This is a genomic window from Sphingobium fuliginis, from assembly GCF_004152845.1.
GTDB classification, from domain to species: Bacteria; Pseudomonadota; Alphaproteobacteria; order Sphingomonadales; family Sphingomonadaceae; genus Sphingobium; species Sphingobium fuliginis.
This window is the reverse complement of the sequence record NZ_SEON01000001.1, coordinates 567,873-584,567: the sequence shown is the minus strand read 5'-3', so window position 1 is coordinate 584,567 and position 16,695 is coordinate 567,873. Positions and strand designations below refer to the sequence as shown.

The 16,695-nt window shown below is 65.5% G+C and carries 15 protein-coding genes; 8 read left to right on the top strand and 7 right to left on the bottom strand.

The window, feature by feature from the left end:
• Window positions 1-25: 25 nt before the first annotated feature.
• Genes EWH10_RS03025 through nadB form a run of 3 tightly spaced genes read left to right on the top strand, consistent with a single transcriptional unit; the run spans window position 26 to window position 3,009 of the window.
• Window positions 26-955: an ABC transporter ATP-binding protein gene (locus EWH10_RS03025; RefSeq protein ID WP_044660203.1), complete on the top strand. Its 930-nt coding sequence runs from the start codon at window positions 26-28 to the stop codon at window positions 953-955.
• The gene (locus EWH10_RS03020) at window positions 952-1,395 is read left to right on the top strand and encodes an endonuclease domain-containing protein (protein WP_229742378.1); all 444 of its coding nucleotides are present in this window, start codon (window positions 952-954) and stop codon (window positions 1,393-1,395) included. The genes EWH10_RS03025 and EWH10_RS03020 overlap by 4 nt, the downstream gene beginning before the upstream one ends.
• A 9-nt stretch (window positions 1,396-1,404) precedes the next feature.
• Complete coding sequence (gene nadB / locus EWH10_RS03015; RefSeq protein WP_025548663.1) at window positions 1,405-3,009, top strand: L-aspartate oxidase; 1,605 nt, start codon at window positions 1,405-1,407, stop codon at window positions 3,007-3,009.
• 119 nt (window positions 3,010-3,128) lie between these two features.
• Here the strand turns inward: nadB and EWH10_RS03010 are convergent, their stop codons facing one another.
• Window positions 3,129-3,965, bottom strand: a complete 837-nt coding sequence (locus tag EWH10_RS03010; protein ID WP_065846229.1) for an alpha/beta fold hydrolase — start codon at window positions 3,963-3,965, stop codon at window positions 3,129-3,131.
• 446 nt (window positions 3,966-4,411) lie between these two features.
• Between EWH10_RS03010 and EWH10_RS03005 the strand changes: the two genes are divergently transcribed.
• On the top strand, window positions 4,412-5,569 hold the full coding sequence (locus EWH10_RS03005; protein ID WP_044660202.1) for a serine hydrolase: 1,158 nt from the start codon (window positions 4,412-4,414) through the stop codon (window positions 5,567-5,569).
• 46 nt (window positions 5,570-5,615) lie between these two features.
• Here the strand turns inward: EWH10_RS03005 and metH are convergent, their stop codons facing one another.
• The 4 genes from metH to EWH10_RS02985 all read right to left on the bottom strand — a co-directional run bounded on the left by metH (window position 5,616) and on the right by EWH10_RS02985 (window position 11,278).
• Window positions 5,616-8,213, bottom strand: a complete 2,598-nt coding sequence (gene metH, locus EWH10_RS03000; protein WP_044660201.1) for a methionine synthase — start codon at window positions 8,211-8,213, stop codon at window positions 5,616-5,618.
• A gap of 118 nt (window positions 8,214-8,331) precedes the next feature.
• Window positions 8,332-9,378, bottom strand: a complete 1,047-nt coding sequence (locus EWH10_RS02995; protein ID WP_044660200.1) for a homocysteine S-methyltransferase family protein — start codon at window positions 9,376-9,378, stop codon at window positions 8,332-8,334.
• Window positions 9,375-10,310 (bottom strand): methylenetetrahydrofolate reductase, encoded by a 936-nt coding sequence (gene metF / locus EWH10_RS02990; protein ID WP_044660199.1) that lies wholly within the window; start codon window positions 10,308-10,310, stop codon window positions 9,375-9,377. Before metF ends, EWH10_RS02995 begins: the two co-directional genes overlap by 4 nt.
• On the bottom strand, window positions 10,307-11,278 hold the full coding sequence (locus EWH10_RS02985) for an ArsR/SmtB family transcription factor (protein ID WP_044660198.1): 972 nt from the start codon (window positions 11,276-11,278) through the stop codon (window positions 10,307-10,309). The genes metF and EWH10_RS02985 overlap by 4 nt, the downstream gene beginning before the upstream one ends.
• 214 nt (window positions 11,279-11,492) lie before the next feature.
• Here EWH10_RS02985 and EWH10_RS02980 point away from each other — a divergent pair, with 214 nt between their 5' ends.
• Window positions 11,493-11,720, top strand: coding sequence for a hypothetical protein (locus EWH10_RS02980; RefSeq protein ID WP_025548654.1), 228 nt, complete (start codon window positions 11,493-11,495; stop codon window positions 11,718-11,720).
• Window positions 11,721-11,906: 186 nt separating this feature from the next.
• Here EWH10_RS02980 and EWH10_RS02975 read toward each other — a convergent pair whose 3' ends face one another.
• Window positions 11,907-12,326, bottom strand: coding sequence for a glycine zipper 2TM domain-containing protein (locus EWH10_RS02975; protein ID WP_025548652.1), 420 nt, complete (start codon window positions 12,324-12,326; stop codon window positions 11,907-11,909).
• Window positions 12,327-12,553: 227 nt separating this feature from the next.
• On the opposite strand from EWH10_RS02975, the gene EWH10_RS02970 reads away from it, so the two are divergent.
• Window positions 12,554-13,546 (top strand): esterase-like activity of phytase family protein, encoded by a 993-nt coding sequence (locus tag EWH10_RS02970; protein WP_025548651.1) that lies wholly within the window; start codon window positions 12,554-12,556, stop codon window positions 13,544-13,546.
• 55 nt (window positions 13,547-13,601) lie between these two features.
• Here the strand turns inward: EWH10_RS02970 and EWH10_RS02965 are convergent, their stop codons facing one another.
• Window positions 13,602-14,282, bottom strand: a complete 681-nt coding sequence (locus EWH10_RS02965; RefSeq protein ID WP_044660197.1) for a YiaD family glycine zipper/OmpA-like lipoprotein — start codon at window positions 14,280-14,282, stop codon at window positions 13,602-13,604.
• A 151-nt stretch (window positions 14,283-14,433) separates the two neighbouring features.
• Between EWH10_RS02965 and EWH10_RS02960 the strand changes: the two genes are divergently transcribed.
• Together EWH10_RS02960 and EWH10_RS02955 are read left to right on the top strand one after the other, a co-directional pair.
• Window positions 14,434-15,750 (top strand): hemolysin family protein, encoded by a 1,317-nt coding sequence (locus EWH10_RS02960; protein ID WP_025548648.1) that lies wholly within the window; start codon window positions 14,434-14,436, stop codon window positions 15,748-15,750.
• Between the two features lies 1 nt (window position 15,751).
• Complete coding sequence (locus EWH10_RS02955) at window positions 15,752-16,555, top strand: kinase (protein ID WP_044660196.1); 804 nt, start codon at window positions 15,752-15,754, stop codon at window positions 16,553-16,555.
• The last annotated feature ends 140 nt before the right edge of the window (window positions 16,556-16,695 follow it).

Sequence of the window (16,695 nt, the reverse complement as noted above, 5' to 3'; positions counted from 1 at the left end):
TGGCCCAACCCCACTATAGGCAGCCATGACCGACACCTCCCCCACTCCCGCCATAGAGATCGCCAACCTCACCAAGGTTTACAAGGGCGGCAAGCAGGCGCTCGACAACATCAACCTCTCCATCCCGCGCGGGCAGATTTACGGCCTGCTGGGGCCGAATGGCGCGGGCAAGTCGACCACCATCAACATCCTCGCCGGGCTGGTGAACAAGACCAGCGGCACGGCGAAAATCTGGGGCTTCGACATCGACCAGAACCCCCGCAACGCCAAGAACAGCATCGGCATCGTGCCGCAGGAGATCGTCTTCGATCCCTTCTTCACCCCGTTCGAGACGCTGGAGAATCAGGCGGGCTATTATGGTGTGCCCAAGGACCGCCGCCGCTCGATGGAATTGCTGCGCGCCGTGCATCTGGAGGACAAGGCCAACGCCTATGCCCGGACCCTGTCGGGCGGCATGAAGCGCCGGCTGCTGGTGGCGAAGGCGATGGCGCACAGCCCGCCGATCCTGGTGCTGGACGAACCGACCGCCGGCGTCGACGTGCAGTTGCGCCAGCAGCTCTGGGCCTATGTGCGGGAGTTGAACCGGCAGGGCGTGACCATCGTTCTCACCACGCACTATCTCGAAGAAGCCGAGGAGCTGTGCGACCGCATCGGCATCATCAACCATGGCAAGGTCATCACCGACAAGCCGACCCGCGAGTTGATCGCCATGGCGCAGGAAAAGGTCGTGCAGGTGACGGTCGACCGCGACGTGGTGACGCCGCCCGCCGACCCCAGTTTCGAGAAGATCGAACTGTCGGACGAGCGCACGCTGACGATCACCTATATGAAGAACCGCGCCAATGCGGGCCAGGTGCTGAGCGCCGTGCAGGCCAGCGGGCTTTCCATCGTCGACGTGGTGACGCGCGACCCTGATCTGGAGGATGTGTTCCTGAACCTGACCGCGGCGGCGTGAGGGAGAGGGATGCCTCTCCCCCTCCCGCAGGCGGGAGGGGGCCGGGGGGTGGGCTGGCGCGACCTTTCAGAAGCAGGAATACGTCCCGCGCAAAGTCGCTAAGAAACGAGGCATCTCCGCCTGAGCGGTTCCTTTGGCAGCGCCTGCGCAACCGCCAACTGGACGGCCGCAAGTTCAGCCGCCAAATCCCTATCGGCCCTTATTTCGCGGACTTCCTCTGCCGTGAGGCGAAGCTCATCATCGAACTGGATGGCTCCACCCACGACGACAGTGCGGAATATGACGCCCGCCGCGACGCCTACTGTCGCGAACTAGGCTTTACCGTCTTGCGCTTTCAGAATGCCGACGTGATAGGGAATATCGAAGGCGTGCTGTCGCATATCATGGCAGCCCTCGCGCAAGCCCACCCCCAACCCCTCCCGCCTGCGGGAGGGGAGTAAGAAGACTATATGCCCACCACCACCTATGACGTCGTCATCATTGGCTCCGGCGCGGCGGGGCTGACGGCCGCCATCAACCTGGCGCAGGACCGCAAGGTCGTGGTGCTGGCCAAGGGCGCGCTGGATGGCGGGTCCACCAACTGGGCGCAGGGCGGCATTGCCGCCGTGCTCGACGCCGGGGACAGTTTCGAGGCGCATATCGAGGATACGATGGTCGCAGGCGCGGGCCTGAACGACCGCAGCACGGTCGAATTCGTCGTCTCCGAGGCTCCTGCGGCGATAGAGCGGCTCGCGGAGCTTGGCGTTCCCTTCAATGGAGGGGAGGAATTCGGCGAACGCTGGCACCTGACCCGCGAAGGCGGTCACAGCCACCGCCGCATCGTCCATGTCGACGACGCCACCGGCCATGCCGTGCAGGTCGCGCTGCTGAAGGCCGCCCGCGCCAATCCCAACATCACGCTGCTGGAGGACAGGGTCGCCATCGACCTCATCACCAGCCGCCATGGCGAGCGCTATTCGGGCGACGGGCATGTATGGGGCGTCTATGCCTTCAACAGGCTGACGGACCATGTCGACGCGATCCTGGGCAAGGCGACGATCCTCTGCACCGGCGGCGCGGGCCGCACCTATCTCTTCTCCACGGCTCCCCGGGGCGCGACCGGGGACGGCATCGCCATGGCCTGGCGCGCGGGCTGCCGCGTCTCCAACATGGAGATGAACCAGTTCCACCCGACCTGCCTCTACAATCTGGAGGTCAAGAATTTCCTCATCACGGAGGCGGTTCGGGGGGAGGGCGGTCATTTGAAGCTGCCCCCCGGTGTCCCCGGCGGCGGGGAACGCTTCATGCCCCGGTTCGACCCGCGCGGCGAACTCGCCCCCCGCGACGTGGTGGCCCGCGCCATCGACCATGAGATCAAGCGGCTCGGCCTCGACTATGTCCATCTCGACATCAGCCACAAGCCGCCGGAATTCGTGCGCACCCATTTCCCGACCATCTATGCGCGCCTGCTGGACCTCGACATCGACATCACGAAGGAACCGATCCCGGTCGTCCCGGCGCAGCATTATACCTGCGGCGGCGTGGTCATCGACCTTGACGGCCGCACCGACCTGCCGGGGCTCTATGCGGCGGGCGAAGTCACCGAAAGCGGCCTGCACGGCGCCAACCGCCTCGCGTCCAATTCGCTGCTGGAATGCTTCGTCTTCGGGGAAGCCGCCGCCCGGCACATCCGCGCCCATTGGGACGAACTGCCCGCGCCGCCGCCGATCCGCCCCTGGGACGAAAGCCGCGTCACCAATTCGGACGAAGAGGTCATCGTCCAGCATAATTGGAAGGAAATCCGCCGCTTCATGTGGGACTATGTCGGCATTGTCCGCACCACCAAGCGGCTGGAGCGCGCCAAGCACCGCATCGACCTGCTGGCGAAGGAAGTCGACGAATATTACGGCCATTTCCGCGTGACGCCGGACCTCATCGAACTGCGCAACCTGCTGGAGGTCGCGCGTCTGGTCGTCCGCTCCGCCCTGCATCGCAAGGAGAGCAGGGGGCTGCACTATACGCTCGATTATCCGGCGATGCTGCCGCAGGCGGTCGATACGGTGCTGGCGCCCTGAAAGAAGCTGAAAAAAGGTGGCGCAGCGTCCATCGCGCTGCGCCATGAGTCGAGGAGTGACGCGGAGGAAGGCGTCGGATTGCTTTTACCCCTGCTGTCCCGCCGCGCCTTTGATCGGCGTCAAACCGTCTTCAGAAAATTGCCGAGGACCGCGTTGAAGCGGGCCGGCTGATCCGCCATGACGACATGGCCGCTGGGGCCGATGGGCACCAGCCGCACGCCGCGCTTGGCGGCATAGGCGGCGCGGAAGGTTCGGCCGATCTCGCCCACCTGCGCCGCATCGCTGCCGACGGCATAGACCACCTCCATCGGCGCGGTCAGCCGCGCCAGTTGCGGCCCCAGGTCGACATTGGCGAGATCGCGCAGCGCATTGGCGACGACATCCGGATCGCTGCCCCGGGCGCCCGGCATTTCCGCCAGCATCCGCGCCAGATAGGCGCGCCCCGCCCTGGTTCCGGTGAAATATTGCCCCAGTTGATCGGCCAGAAATCCCATGCCCTGCGCCGTGCCGCCGACCATCGCCGCCCCTTCGGGCAGCATGTCGACCACCATCAGCCGCCCCGCCAGCCCCTTCAAACCCAGCATCATCGCCAGCGTGCCGCCCATGCTGTGGCCGACGATGGCGGGCCGCTCCAGCCCCGCCGCCGCGATATAGCGGGCGATCTCGTCCGCCAACGGCTGGACCAGCGGCCCGCTGGCATTGGCGTCCGCCGCGAGGCCGGCAAAACCCCGCACGTGGACCAGGTGCCAGCGATAACCGGAAAGCGCGCCGACCACCCCGTTCCACAGCCCCGGCCCGCTCGCCAGCCCCGCGATCAGCACGACATCGCGACCGGCGCCGCGAGTCGTCACGGCAATGCGGCGCGAAGCGAAGGGCGCCGCCCACGCCCGTGCCGGCAACATGCCGCCCGCCAGCAGCGCAGTCGCCATCCGCATCATCGTCCGTCTGTTCATCATGTGGTTCATCGGCATGTGGTTCATCGGCGCTTCCTTGCAGTCCTTCGCCTGAACCTCAACTGAGCTAGGCTCAGGACCCCTTACTGGCGGGTTCGAGGCGTCGAAATGGCGAACATATCGGGCCGAAATGCGTGCCGCGAAGGCTCATTGCCTTTGCCAGCGCATTTCGGTTCGAGATGGAAGCCATTTCGGCGTCCCGCAGGGATTTGACCAAAATGGCCCAGTGCTGCGTCGGCAAGGCTAGAAATATCGACATATTCCTGCGCCTTGCCTTCTGGCCCTGAGCCATTTTGCCTCAAACCTCGAACCCGCCGTAATGGGTCCTGAGCCTAGGGCGCGCCTCGTTCAGCCTCCTTACATCGCATTTGTGGAATCGTTCATCGCATGATTCTTGTCACCCGGCGCGGGTCTGAACCCTAATGCGAAAGGAGAGTGCGGGGATTTCGATGACCAATTTCAAGGGAGGGCGCGGCAAGCGCCCAAATGGCGGCGGCAATAGCGGCTCGGCCCGGCTCGTCCTGTTGATGGCGGCGCTTTCGGCCTGCGTCAGCGCGCCGCAGCAACCCTATGCGGCGGTCCAGCAGCGGCCGCAGCCTTCCACCGCGACCTTCCCGATCAAGCCGGTCGCCAATCCGCCCAAGCCCTTCGAAGCGCTGAAGGTCGACCAAAGGGAAACGCCGCCCCCCGCGCTGGTCAGCGTGATCCGCAACCTGGGCCAAAGCTTCAACGGCAAGGTCGGCATCGCCGTGCGCCGCATCGGCAGCGACTGGACCGTTGCATGGAACGGCAATCTGCTCTTCCCGCAGCAGAGCGTTTCGAAGCTCTGGGTGTCCATGACCTTCCTCGACGCGGTCGACCGGGGCAAGATCCGCCTCAGCGACAGCACCACCATCACGAAGAAGGACCTGACCCTCTTCCACCAGCCGACCGCCGCCCTGGTCGGCAATGCCGGCTGGACCACCACCTATTCCGACCTGATGCGCCGCGCCATGACGCAGAGCGACAATACCGCCAACGACACGCTGCTGCGCGCCGTCGGCGGGCCGGAAGCGGTGCGCAGCTATCTCGCGCGCCGCTATATCAGGGACATCCGCTTCGGGCCCGGCGAACGGCTGCTGCAATCCACCACGGCGGGCCTGGAATGGCGGCAGGATTATTCGATCGGCCGCAACTTCTACGCCGCCCGCGCCAGGCTGCCCCTATCGGTGCGGCAGAAGGCGCTGGACAATTATCTCGCCAGCCCGCCGGACGGCGCCGCGCCATCCTCCATCGTGCAGGCGCTGGCGAAGCTCAAGCAGAACGACATGCTTTCCCCGGCATCGTCGCAACTGCTGCTTTCGATCATGGGCGAGGCGAAGACGGGGCCGCAGCGGATCAAGGGCGGCGTGCCGGCGGGATGGCATTATCTGCACAAGACCGGCACGGGTCAGGAACTGGGCGCGCGTTCGACCGGGTTCAACGACATCGGCATCATGACCGCGCCCGACGGCACCAGCTATGCGGTCGCGGTGATGATCGGCAGCACGACGGAACCGATCCCGACGCGCTGGCAGTTGATGCAGGCGGTGGCGAAGGCGGTGGCGGCCAACCACGAGGCGCGTTAGTCTTCTTTCCGTCATTCCCGCGAAGGCGGGAATGACGGAGTAGGATTCAATCCAGATTGGGCCGCAGCCAGCGCTCGGCCGTCTCAAGATCCACCCCGCGCCGCCCGGCATAATCCTCCAGCTGGTCGCGCCCCACCCGCGCCACGCCGAAATATTCCGCCTGCGGATGCCCGAAGTAAAAGCCGCTGACCGCCGCCGTCGGCAGCATCGCGAAGCTTTCCGTCAGCGAAATGCCCGTCGCGTGATGCGCGTCCAGCATGTCGAACAGCAGCGGCTTCAGACTATGCTCCGGACAGGCGGGATAGCCGGGCGCGGGCCGGATGCCGCGATATTGCTCCTTGATCAGCGCCTCGTTGGTAAGCTGCTCGCCCTCGGCATAGCCCCAGAGCGCGGTGCGCACATAATGGTGCAGCCGTTCGGCAAAGGCCTCCGCCAGACGATCCGCCAGCGCCTTGAGCAATATGTCCGAATAATCGTCGATAGCGTTCTTGAACCGCGCCAGATGCGGCTCGATGCCGTGGATCGACACGGCGAAACCGCCCATCCAGTCGCCATCATGGCTGATGAAGTCGGCAAGGCACATATTGGCCCGGCCCTCCCGCTTGGCGATCTGCTGGCGCAGCATCGGCAGGCGGACATGCTTTTCATCCTCGACATGGACGATGATGTCATCGCCTTCGCGGCGGCAGGGCCACAGGCCGGCCACGCCGCGCGCCGTCAGCCATTTCTCGTCCACGATGCGGTCGAGCATCTTCTGCGCATCGGTGAACAGGCTGGTCGCGCTCTCGCCCACCACCCTGTCCTCCAGGATCGCGGGATAATTGCCCGCCAGCTCCCATGCGCGGAAGAAGGGCGTCCAGTCGATATAGTTGCGCAGGTCCTTCAGATCCCAGTCCGGGAAGCGGTGGACGCCGGGCAGGCGCGGCTTGCCGGGCTTCAGGCTCTCGTCGATCTCGAAGGCATTGGCCCGCGCTTCCTCGATGCTGAGCAGCTTGCTCTGCCCCTTGCCCTCTCGGGCGGCGCGGACATGGGCATAATCATCCTTGGTCTTCTGGACGAAATCGGTCTTCTGGGTTTCGGAGACGAGCGCCGTCGCGACGCCGACCGCCCGGCTGGCGTCCAGCACATGCACCACCGGCCCGGTGAAGGCCGGATCGATGCGCAGCGCGGTATGCACTTTGGAGGTGGTCGCGCCGCCGATCAGCAGCGGCATGGTCATATCCGCGCGCTGCATTTCCGCCGCGACCGTCACCATCTCGTCCAGCGAGGGGGTGATGAGGCCGCTGAGACCGATCATGTCGGCGTCATTTTCGTTCGCCGCCTTGATGATGTCCTGCCACGGCACCATGACGCCCAGATCGATCACCTCGAAGCCGTTGCACTGGAGCACGACGCCGACGATGTTCTTGCCGATGTCGTGGACGTCGCCCTTGACCGTCGCCATCACGACCTTGCCCTTGCCCTTGGCGCCGGGCTCCTTCGCCGCCTCGATGAAGGGGAGGAGGTGGGCGACCGCCTTCTTCATGACGCGGGCGGATTTCACGACCTGCGGCAGGAACATCTTGCCCGCGCCGAACAGGTCGCCGACGACATTCATGCCGTCCATCAGCGGGCCTTCGATCACCTCGATGGGCTTTGCGGCAGCGAGGCGGGCTTCCTCCGTATCCTCGACCACATACATGTCGATGCCCTTGACCAGCGCATGTTCCAGCCGCTTGGCGACCGGCCAGCCGCGCCATTCCTGCGCCGCCTTTTCCGATGCGGCATCCTTGCCCTTGAAACTCTCCGCCAGCGCGACCAGGCGTTCGCCCGCCTCCGGATCGCTGTTCAGCAGCACATCCTCGCACGCCTTGCGCAGCGCGGGGTCGATGGCGTCGTAAACGTCGAGCTGGCCCGCATTGACGATCGCCATGTCCAGCCCCGCCGGAATGGCGTGGTAGAGGAAGACCGAATGCATCGCCCGCCGCACCGGCTCATTGCCGCGGAAGGAGAAGGAGAAGTTCGACAGGCCGCCCGAAATATGGACATGGGGGCAGCGCGCCTTGATCTCGCGGCAGGCCTCGATGAAGTCGACGCCGTAATTATTATGTTCCTCGATCCCGGTCCCCACGGCGAAGATGTTGGGGTCGAAGATGATGTCTTCCGGCGGGAAGCCGATGGACATCAGCAGCTTGTAGGCGCGCTCGCAGATCTCGACCTTGCGGTCCTTCGTGTCGGCCTGGCCGGTCTCGTCGAAGGCCATGACGACCACCGCCGCGCCATAGGCCATGCAGAGGCGGGCGTGATGGAGGAAGGCTTCCTCACCCTCCTTCATGCTGATCGAATTGACGATGGGCTTGCCCGACACGCATTTCAGGCCGGCTTCGATCACTTCCCATTTGGAACTGTCGATCATGACCGGAACGCGGGCAATGTCCGGTTCGGACGTCATCAGCTTCAGGAAGGTCGTCATCGCCTCCACGGCGTCGAGCAGGCCTTCGTCCATGTTGACGTCGACGATCTGCGCGCCGTTCTCCACCTGATCGCGGGCGATGTCGATGGCCGCGGCATAGTCGCCCGCCATGATCAGCTTCTTGAACTTGGCCGATCCGGTGACGTTGGTGCGCTCACCGATATTGACGAAAGTGGCGGTCGATTGGGTCATTCCCTGCTTCTCTTCTCTTCGTCATCCCCGCGAAGGCGGGGATCCATCTCCCAACATAGCACCAGGGGAGAAGGCAGGAGATGGATTCCCGCCTTCGCGGGAATGACGGATTTATATCTTACGCGGCAATATGCATCGGTTCGAGGCCCGCAAGCCGCGTCACCACCGGCAGCTCCGGCACCTGACGCGGCTTGTGCCCCGCCAGCGCCTTCGCCACGGCGCCGATATGCGCCGGCGTCGTGCCGCAGCAACCGCCGACCATATTGACCAGCCCCTCATCCACCCACTGGCGGATCAGGTTCGCCGTAGTCTCCGGCAGCTCATCATATTGTCCCAGTTCATTGGGCAGCCCCGCATTGGGATAGGCCAGGATCAGCGTATCCGCATTCTTGGCCAGCTCACTCAGATAAGGCCGCAGCAGATCCGCCCCGAAGGCGCAGTTCACCCCGATGGTCAGCGGCTTCAAATGCCGCAGCGAATACCAGAAGGCGTTGATCGTATGCCCGGACAGGTTGCGCCCCGACATATCCGTGATGGTGAAGCTCAGCATCAGCGGCACCGGCCGCCCCGCCGCCGCCTCGGCCTCCCGCGCCGCCATGCCCGCCGCCTTGGCGTTCAGCGTGTCGAAGCAGGTCTCGACCAGCAGGAAGTCCACGCCGCCCTCGATCAGCGCGTCGCACTGCTCGCGATAATCGGCCTTCAGCGTATCGTAATCGACCTCGCGATAGGCCGGATCGTTGACGTCCGGAGAGATCGACAGCGTCTTGTTCGTCGGCCCGATCGACCCCGCGACAAAGCGCGGCCGCCCATCCTTCGCGCTCGCCGCCTCGCACGCCTTGCGGGCGATCCGGGCGGCGGCGATGTTGATCTCCCGCACCAGATGTTCGCAGCCATAATCGGCCATGGCGATCTTGGTGGAGGAGAAGGTGTTGGTTTCGATCATGTCCGCACCGGCGTCGAGATAGGCGGTGTGGATGCCCTCCACGATGTCCGGCCGGGTCAGGCAGAGCAGGTCGTTATTGCCCTTCTGGTCCTTCGTCAGATCGAGCGACCCGCGATAATCCGCCTCCGTCAGCCCATGTTTCTGGATCGACGTGCCGTAGCCGCCGTCGAATATCATGATCTTCTCCGCGGCCACGGCGCGGAAGCGTTCCTCGGCGGTCATGCCGTCTTCTCCAATGTCGCCGGCCGCAGCCCGAGCAGATGGCAGATCGCATAGCTCAGTTCCGCCCGGTTGAGCGTATAGAAATGAAAGTCGCGCACCCCGCCTGCATAAAGCTTGCGGCACAGTTCCGCCGCCAGCGTCGCGGACACGAGCTGCCGCGCGGCGGGCAGGTCGTCCAGCCCCTCGAACAGCTTGCCCATCCAGCCCGGCACATCGGTGTTGCACATGGCCGACATGCGCTGGACCGCCGCGAAATTGCTGACCGGCATGATGCCCGGAATGATGTCGGCGTCGATCCCCGCCGCCGCCACAGTATCCCGGAAGCGGAAGAAGGTATCCGGCTCGAAGAAGAATTGCGTGATCGCCCGCGTCGCGCCCGCATCCAGCTTGCGCTTCAGATTGTCGATGTCGCCCCGCGCGCTCAAGGCGTCGGGATGCGTCTCCGGATAGGCGGCCACCGAAATCTCGAAGGGATGGCGCTTCACCAGCCCTTCGACCAGTTCCGCCGCGCCCTTGTACCCGTCCGGATGCGCCTCGAACTTCGCGCCCGCTTCCGGCGGATCGCCGCGCAGCGCCACGATATGCCGCACGCCCGCTTCCCAATAGGCGTCGGCCACCCCGTCGATCTCCGCCTTGCTTGCCGCCACGCAGGTGAGGTGCGCCGCCGCCGACAGGGGCGTCTCCTTCGCGATCCGCGCCACCGTGTTATGCGTCCGCTCCCGCGTCGACCCACCTGCGCCGTAAGTCACCGACACGAATTTCGGCGCCAGCGGCGTCAGCGTCTGGATCGCGGACCAGAGCTGCTCCTCCATCTTCTCCGTCTTGGGCGGGAAGAATTCGAAGCTCACATTAATGTCTCCCGTCAGATCGGCATAGAGCGGCGCTTGCCAAGCCCGCGTGGCCTCTTCGACGGAGGGAAAGCTCAAGGTCATGCGGAAAGTCGTCCTTCGATAGGCAGGACGCGCGCGCCACGGCGGCGGCCCAGCCATAATTGCACCGTCAGTTCCTGGCCGGGCAGCACCTCCACCCGCTCCAGTTCCAGGCCCGCATCCGCGAACCAGCTTTCGATCTGCCCGTCGGAAAAGCCCAGCCGCGCATGCTGGTCGCGCAGCCGTAGCTCTTCCCGTTCATGCGCCGCGAAATCGGCGATCAGGACGCGGCCGCCCGCCGCCGTCACCCGGGCCGCTTCCTCGATCACCGCCTCGGGCGCCTGGGCATAGTGCAGCACCTGATGCAGCACCACCGTATCGGCGCTGCCCGGCTCCAGCGGCAGGGCGCTGAAATCGCCCAGCACCAGCGCATATTTGTCGCCCGCATCCTCGGGCAGCTTGGCGCGGGCCAGCCGCAGCATGTCCGAGCTGCGGTCCAGCGCCGTCACCTGTTCCGCCGACGGACCGAACAATTCGATCATTCGCCCGGTCCCGGTGCCGATGTCGAGCAGATGGCCGATCGGTTCCGCCCCCAGCAGGGCGGTCATCGCCGCCTCCACATCGCCCTCCGGCACATGCAGGGACCGGATCGCGTCCCATTCCTCGGCATGTTCGGCAAAATAGCTTTCCGCCGCCTGGGCGCGATCCGCCCGTACCGCCGCCAGCCGGGCGAGGTCGGCCTTCTGCCACAACAGTTCGCCCTCCGACGGCACGAGTTGGTCGAAAAGCGTCAGAAAGGGTCCGATTTCCGCCTCTTTGCCCAGCCGCAGGAAAACCCAATTGCCTTCCTTGCGCCGCTCCACCAGACCGGCTTCGGCCAGGATGCGGACATGACGGGACACGCGCGGCTGGCTTTGCCCCACGACCTGCGCGATTTCGCCCACGGCCAGTTCCATGGCGCGCAGAAGATAGATGATGCGCAGCCGCGTCGGGTCGCCCAATGCCCGGAAAATGTCGATTGCTGCGCTCATGCATGGATCATATAAAGAAATCTTTATATGCGTCAATGGTCGTTCGGAACCGCGCCGTTCAACCCCTGACAGCCCCGAATCACGGGCTTGACGCATGATTGGGATTGCCATGAGTCGCCGGATTCATTACGAATCGCGGCGCAGACGCAATGGGGGGTGAACTTTTCTCCGAGAGTGGTCTGCACCGTTATTATTCTCAGAGAGGGGTTAACCCATGACCAAGTCGATTGCTCTTTCGCTCGTTCTCGCCGCGTCGCTCGGCCTGGCCGCCTGCTCGGGCGGTGCGGAAAATGCCGCCAACGCTTCGGCCAATGCCGCGGAGAACGCTTCGAACGCTGCCGACAACGCCATGAACGCCGCGCTGAACGCTGCCGACAATGCTTCGAACGCCGCTTCGAACGCTGCGAACACGGCCGGCAACGCTGCCGCGAACGCGATGTAATTCCCAGAAGGGAATTGTCTGGAATGGGCCGCGCCGGAAACGGGGCGGCCTTTTTCTTTGACTCGCGCCGGTCGGTTCCATCAGGCTGAGCCTGCCCTGGCGTTGCAGGGACAGGATGCGTCAGAAGGCAAAAAAAAGGCCGCCCCGATGGAGCGGCCCTCTTTTCGTTCATCCTTCAACGGTGGATCAGCAATCCCGGTCGATCGCCCGCCCGGCCAGCGCACCCACGCCCGCGCCGATGATGGCGCCCGTGGTGCCGTCGCCGCGGCGACCGTAGCGGCCGCTGCCCTTGCCGACTTCATTGCCGAGCAGGCCACCGGCTATCGCGCCGATGATGGTGCCGCCCGTGCCATTGTCCCGGCAGCGATAGCCACCGCGATAGCCGCGATAGCCCCGGTAATAGCCGTCGCCGCGATAATAGCCGCCGCCCCGGTAATAACCATCGCCGCGATAGCCGCGATACCCGCGGTCGCCGCGATAATAGTCGCCACGGTCATAATGGCGGCCCCAGCCGTCGCGGGCCATGGCCGGCGTTGCGGTGACGGCCAGAGAGGCAGCGCCCATTGCCAGCGCCGCCCCCAGATTGATCAGAAACTTCGTCTTCATGGCGTTGCTCCTCATTTGCCATCGATCACGGCAGGTCTTCCACGGAGGACTCACCATCGATTGAGACCCTTTTGCCCGATTCGCATTGAGCCAAGCCTGAATGGCGATGTCAGCCGCCGTTCAGCATTGGAGCAACCGGCAGGAACGCTTATCGCGCTTTTCGGCGGTCGATGCCAGCGCCGCGAAAAACCCTGCACAGGGGCCGATTATCCCCTATGGCAAGGGCGATGCGCCGAATCCTGATCGTCCTGCTGCTCGCGATCCTGCTGCTTCCCGCGCCGCACAAGAACAAGCCCGAACCCTTCGGCCCCGGCCCATTGCTGGTGCGGGCGCGCGCCTTGTCCCTGAACGCGGCCGATCCCGCCCAGCGCGACCTTGGAATGCTGCACTATCTGGGCGGATGGCAACTCAGCAGCACCCATCATGGCTTTGGCGGCATATCCTCGCTGCTGGCGGAACCCGACGGCCAGATTCTGGCGCTCAGCGATTCCGGCACGCTGATGGGTTTCCACATCGGCCCGGGCAGGGCGGAACGGCGTCCCTTCATCGCCCCGCTTCCCATCCGCCCGCAGGATCGGGAGCGCCCCTGGTGGGCCTGGGATTCGGAGGCGATGGCTCATGATCCGGCGACAGGGCGCTATTGGGTGGGCTTCGAACTGCAACAGATGATCTGCCGCTATTCCCCCGGCTTCGCCCGCGTCGAAGCCTGCCGCACCTGGCCGGAGATCGAGGCCTGGCCGGAAACGGGATCGGTCGAATCCCTGGCGCGGCTGCCCGGCGGCCGCTTCCTCGTCCTGGCGGAAATGGGGATGACCGCCGACGGCAGCCACGACACGCTGCTGTTCGCGGGCGACCCGGCCGAAGCCGCTACGGCGGCGCCCATGCACCTGCGCTATGTGCCGCCGCGCGGTTATCGCCCGACCGACGCGGTCGCGCTGGACGACAGGCATGTGCTGGTCCTCAACCGGCGGCTGACCTTGCAGGAACTGTTCACGGCGACCCTGGCGATCATCGAGCTGCCGGAAGAGCCGCGCTCCGGCGACCGGCTGAAGGCGCGCGTCTTGGCCCGGCTGGCGCCGCCCCTGTTGGCCGACAATTTCGAAGGATTGGCCCTGAGCCGGGAAGGCGGTCGCCGGATCGTCTGGATCGCGTCGGACGACAATCACGAATTTTTCCAACGCACCCTGCTGCTGAAATTCGCCCTGGATTGGCAGGGATAGGGCGGCATGAAGGAACAGCGGGCGGGGACCGGCCTCCCGGCCCCCCCAGCCCGTCTCAGCTACGCACATCCTGCTCCGTCACCGGAGCGATCTTGATTTCGACGCGGCGGTTGGACGCCTTACCCTCCGCCGTGGCGTTGGATGCGATCGGCTGGGTTTCCCCGAAACCGCGCGTGGCGATGCGGGCCGACTGCACGCCATGGCTCGTCAGATAATCGCCCACTGCCTGGGCGCGCCGTTCCGACAGGGCCTGGTTATAGGCATCGGTGCCGTCGCTGTCGGTGTGGCCGTACACGTCGATATAGGTCTTGGGATATTGCGCCAGTACGGATGCGACGTCGTTCAGCGTCGGCTGGAACTGGGGCTGCACGGCGGAACTGTCGGTGGCGAAGGTGATGCCCGATGGCATGCGCAGCACCAGATTGTCGCCATCGCGGATCACGTCCACGCCGCTGCCGGCGGTTTCTTCGCGCAATTTCTTTTCCTGCGCGTCCATATAGGCGCCGATGCCCGCGCCCGCGACCGCGCCGATGCCCGCGCCCAGGATCTTTTCGGTGCGGTCATGCCGCCCGCCGACCAGATCGCCTAGCAGATAACCGCCCAGCGCGCCGCCGATGCCGCCGATCGCGGCCTTGGAAATGGTGCGGTTGCCGGTGTTGGGATCGGTGGTGCAGGCCGTGGTCGCCAGCATGGCGGCCAGGCCGGCCGCGCCGATGATGCGATGAAAATTCCGCATGGATATATTTCCCTTTCTCGTGCGCCCGAACGGAGCGGATGCACCCCCAATGGATGAGAGGAGGCCTTTGTTCCACAAGCGAACTGAACTGCAGATGATGCGGCGGTTGTGAAATTGTAAGAATCAGGGTTATAGGTGGCCGCCGACCGCCATGGCCAATATCCCCCCGCACGCTCCGACGCCCTTTCCCTGGGTCGACCTCGTCATCATCTTGGCGCTCGTCGCGCTGAACGGCCTGTTCGCCATGTCGGAACTGGCGATCGTGTCCGCCCGCAAGCCGCGCCTTCAGGCGATGGAAAAGGCCGGGCGGCGCGGCGCGCGCTCCGCCCTGGCGGCGGCGAGCGATCCCGGCAAGTTCCTTTCCACCGTGCAGATCGGCATCACCCTGATCGGCATCGTCGCGGGCGCCTATTCCGGCGCCAGCCTTGGCGGGCCGACGGGGGAACGGCTGGCGATGCTGGGCCTGTCGCCCCATGCCGCGCAGAATGCCGGTTTCGCCCTGGTGATCGGCCTTACCACCTATGCCTCGCTGATCGTCGGGGAACTGGTGCCCAAGCAGTTCGCCCTGCGCGCGCCGGAGCCCATCGCCGTGCTGGTCGCCGGGCCGATGCTGTGGCTGGCGAAGGTCACCGCCCCCATCGTGTGGGTGCTGGACGGATCGAGCGCCCTCATCTTCCGCCTGCTGGGGCTGACCCGCGAATCGGAAAATCAGGTGACGGCCGAGGAACTGCACCTGATCGTGGCGGAGGCGAGCAGGTCCGGCGTGATCGAGGAGAGCGAGCGGGCCATCATTTCCGGCGTGGTGCGGCTGGCCGACCGCCCGGTGCGCGAGGTGATGACCCAGCGCATGGATGTCGACTGGATCGACATCCATGCCGATGAGGAGGCAATTCGCGCCAAGCTGCTCGATACGCCGCACACCCGCCTGCCGGTGGGCCGGGGGACGGTGGAGGACATCATCGGCGTGGTGCAGGCGCGCGACATCATGACCGCGCTGTTCCGGGGCGAGGGGCTGAGCCTGGAAAGGCTGATGCGCAAGGTGGAGGTCGTGCCGGATCAGGTCGACGCCATGGACGCGCTGGAGGTGCTGCGGCGGGCCGAGGTGCCGATGGTCATGGTGCATGACGAATATGGGCATTTCGAGGGGATTGCGACGCCTGCCGACCTGCTCTCCGCCATTGCAGGCCATTTCGTGTCCGACCTGGACAGCGAGGATGAGCCGGACCTGGTCGAGCGGGAGGACGGCAGCCTGCTGGTGTCGGGCCAGATGCCGGTGGACCTGCTCGCGGACCGGATCGGCATCGACTTGCCGGAGGATCGCGACTATGCGACGGTCGCCGGCCATGCGCTGTGGCTGCTCAAGCGCTTGCCGGAAGTGGGCGATTTCATCGACGATCAGGGCTGGCGGTTCGAGATCGTGGATATGGATGGGCGCAAGATCGACAAGCTGCTGATCGCGGAGCGATAGGATGCGGAACGATGCGCTGGACGCGGTCGAGGGATTGACGCGGCGGGCGCTGGAGGAGGCTGGCGGTCGCCTGCTGGTGATCGGCTTGTGCGGGGCGCAGGGCAGCGGCAAGTCGACGCTGGCGGCGGGCTTGCGGCAGAGGTTGCAGAGCGACGGGATTCCGGCCGCGATCCTTTCCATCGACGATCTGTATCGCACGCGGGCGGAGCGGGAGGCTATGGCCCGTTCGATCCATCCGCTGCTGCGCACGCGCGGGGTGCCGGGGACGCATGATGTGGCGCTGGGGTTGCGGGTGATCGATGCGTTGGAGCGGGGAGAGGCGACCTTGCTGCCGCGTTTCGACAAGGCGTCGGACGATCCTTTGCCGGAAGGGCGATGGGAAAAGGCGGCGACTGGCACGCGGTTGCTGCTGCTGGAGGGCTGGTGCGTCGGTGCGCTGCCGCAGGGCGCGGCGGCGCTGGTGGAGCCGGTCAATGCCCTGGAGCGGGAGGAGGATGCGGACGGCGTCTGGCGCGCCTTTGTAAACCGGGCGCTGGCGGAGGACTATCAGGCGCTGTTCGCGCGGCTCGACCGGCTGGTGCTGCTGGCCGCGCCGGACTTCGGGATCGTCCGGCGCTGGCGGACGCAGCAGGAGCATGACCTGCGCAAGGAGGCTGGCGGCGGCATGCCGGATGCCCGGATTGCGCGCTTCGTCCAGCATTATGAGCGGCTGACCCAGCATATTCTGGAGGAGATGCCGGGCCGGGCGGACCTGACGATCAGGCTGGACGAGATGCGGCGGGTGATCGGGATTTGCAACGGCTGACACCCGGCATTGCTGCGCTCGCCGCCTCTGACTTGATCCGGCCCCCTTGCTTCTCAGTCACCGTCAAAGAAAAAGGCAGGATTCCGGATCGCGTCCGGGGTGACCAAAAGGGCATCTCAAACGGAGGAACGGCAGACGAG

Excerpts from the sequence above, each read along its gene's own strand:
- EWH10_RS03005 (WP_044660202.1), top strand. The coding sequence starts at position 4,412 with ATGACCAATTTCAAGGGAGGGCGCGGCAAGCGCCCAAATGGCGGCGGC.
- EWH10_RS02985 (WP_044660198.1), bottom strand. The coding sequence starts at position 11,278 with ATGAGCGCAGCAATCGACATTTTCCGGGCATTGGGCGACCCGACGCGG.
- metH (WP_044660201.1), bottom strand. The coding sequence starts at position 8,213 with ATGACCCAATCGACCGCCACTTTCGTCAATATCGGTGAGCGCACCAAC.
- EWH10_RS02965 (WP_044660197.1), bottom strand. The coding sequence starts at position 14,282 with ATGCGGAATTTTCATCGCATCATCGGCGCGGCCGGCCTGGCCGCCATG.
- EWH10_RS02970 (WP_025548651.1), top strand. The coding sequence starts at position 12,554 with ATGCGCCGAATCCTGATCGTCCTGCTGCTCGCGATCCTGCTGCTTCCC.
- metF (WP_044660199.1), bottom strand. The coding sequence starts at position 10,310 with ATGACCTTGAGCTTTCCCTCCGTCGAAGAGGCCACGCGGGCTTGGCAA.
- EWH10_RS02975 (WP_025548652.1), bottom strand. The coding sequence starts at position 12,326 with ATGAAGACGAAGTTTCTGATCAATCTGGGGGCGGCGCTGGCAATGGGC.
- nadB (WP_025548663.1), top strand. The coding sequence starts at position 1,405 with ATGCCCACCACCACCTATGACGTCGTCATCATTGGCTCCGGCGCGGCG.
- EWH10_RS02980 (WP_025548654.1), top strand. The coding sequence starts at position 11,493 with ATGACCAAGTCGATTGCTCTTTCGCTCGTTCTCGCCGCGTCGCTCGGC.
- EWH10_RS03010 (WP_065846229.1), bottom strand. The coding sequence starts at position 3,965 with ATGATGAACAGACGGACGATGATGCGGATGGCGACTGCGCTGCTGGCG.
- EWH10_RS02955 (WP_044660196.1), top strand. The coding sequence starts at position 15,752 with ATGCGGAACGATGCGCTGGACGCGGTCGAGGGATTGACGCGGCGGGCG.
- EWH10_RS03025 (WP_044660203.1), top strand. The coding sequence starts at position 26 with ATGACCGACACCTCCCCCACTCCCGCCATAGAGATCGCCAACCTCACC.
- EWH10_RS02960 (WP_025548648.1), top strand. The coding sequence starts at position 14,434 with ATGGCCAATATCCCCCCGCACGCTCCGACGCCCTTTCCCTGGGTCGAC.
- EWH10_RS02995 (WP_044660200.1), bottom strand. The coding sequence starts at position 9,378 with ATGACCGCCGAGGAACGCTTCCGCGCCGTGGCCGCGGAGAAGATCATG.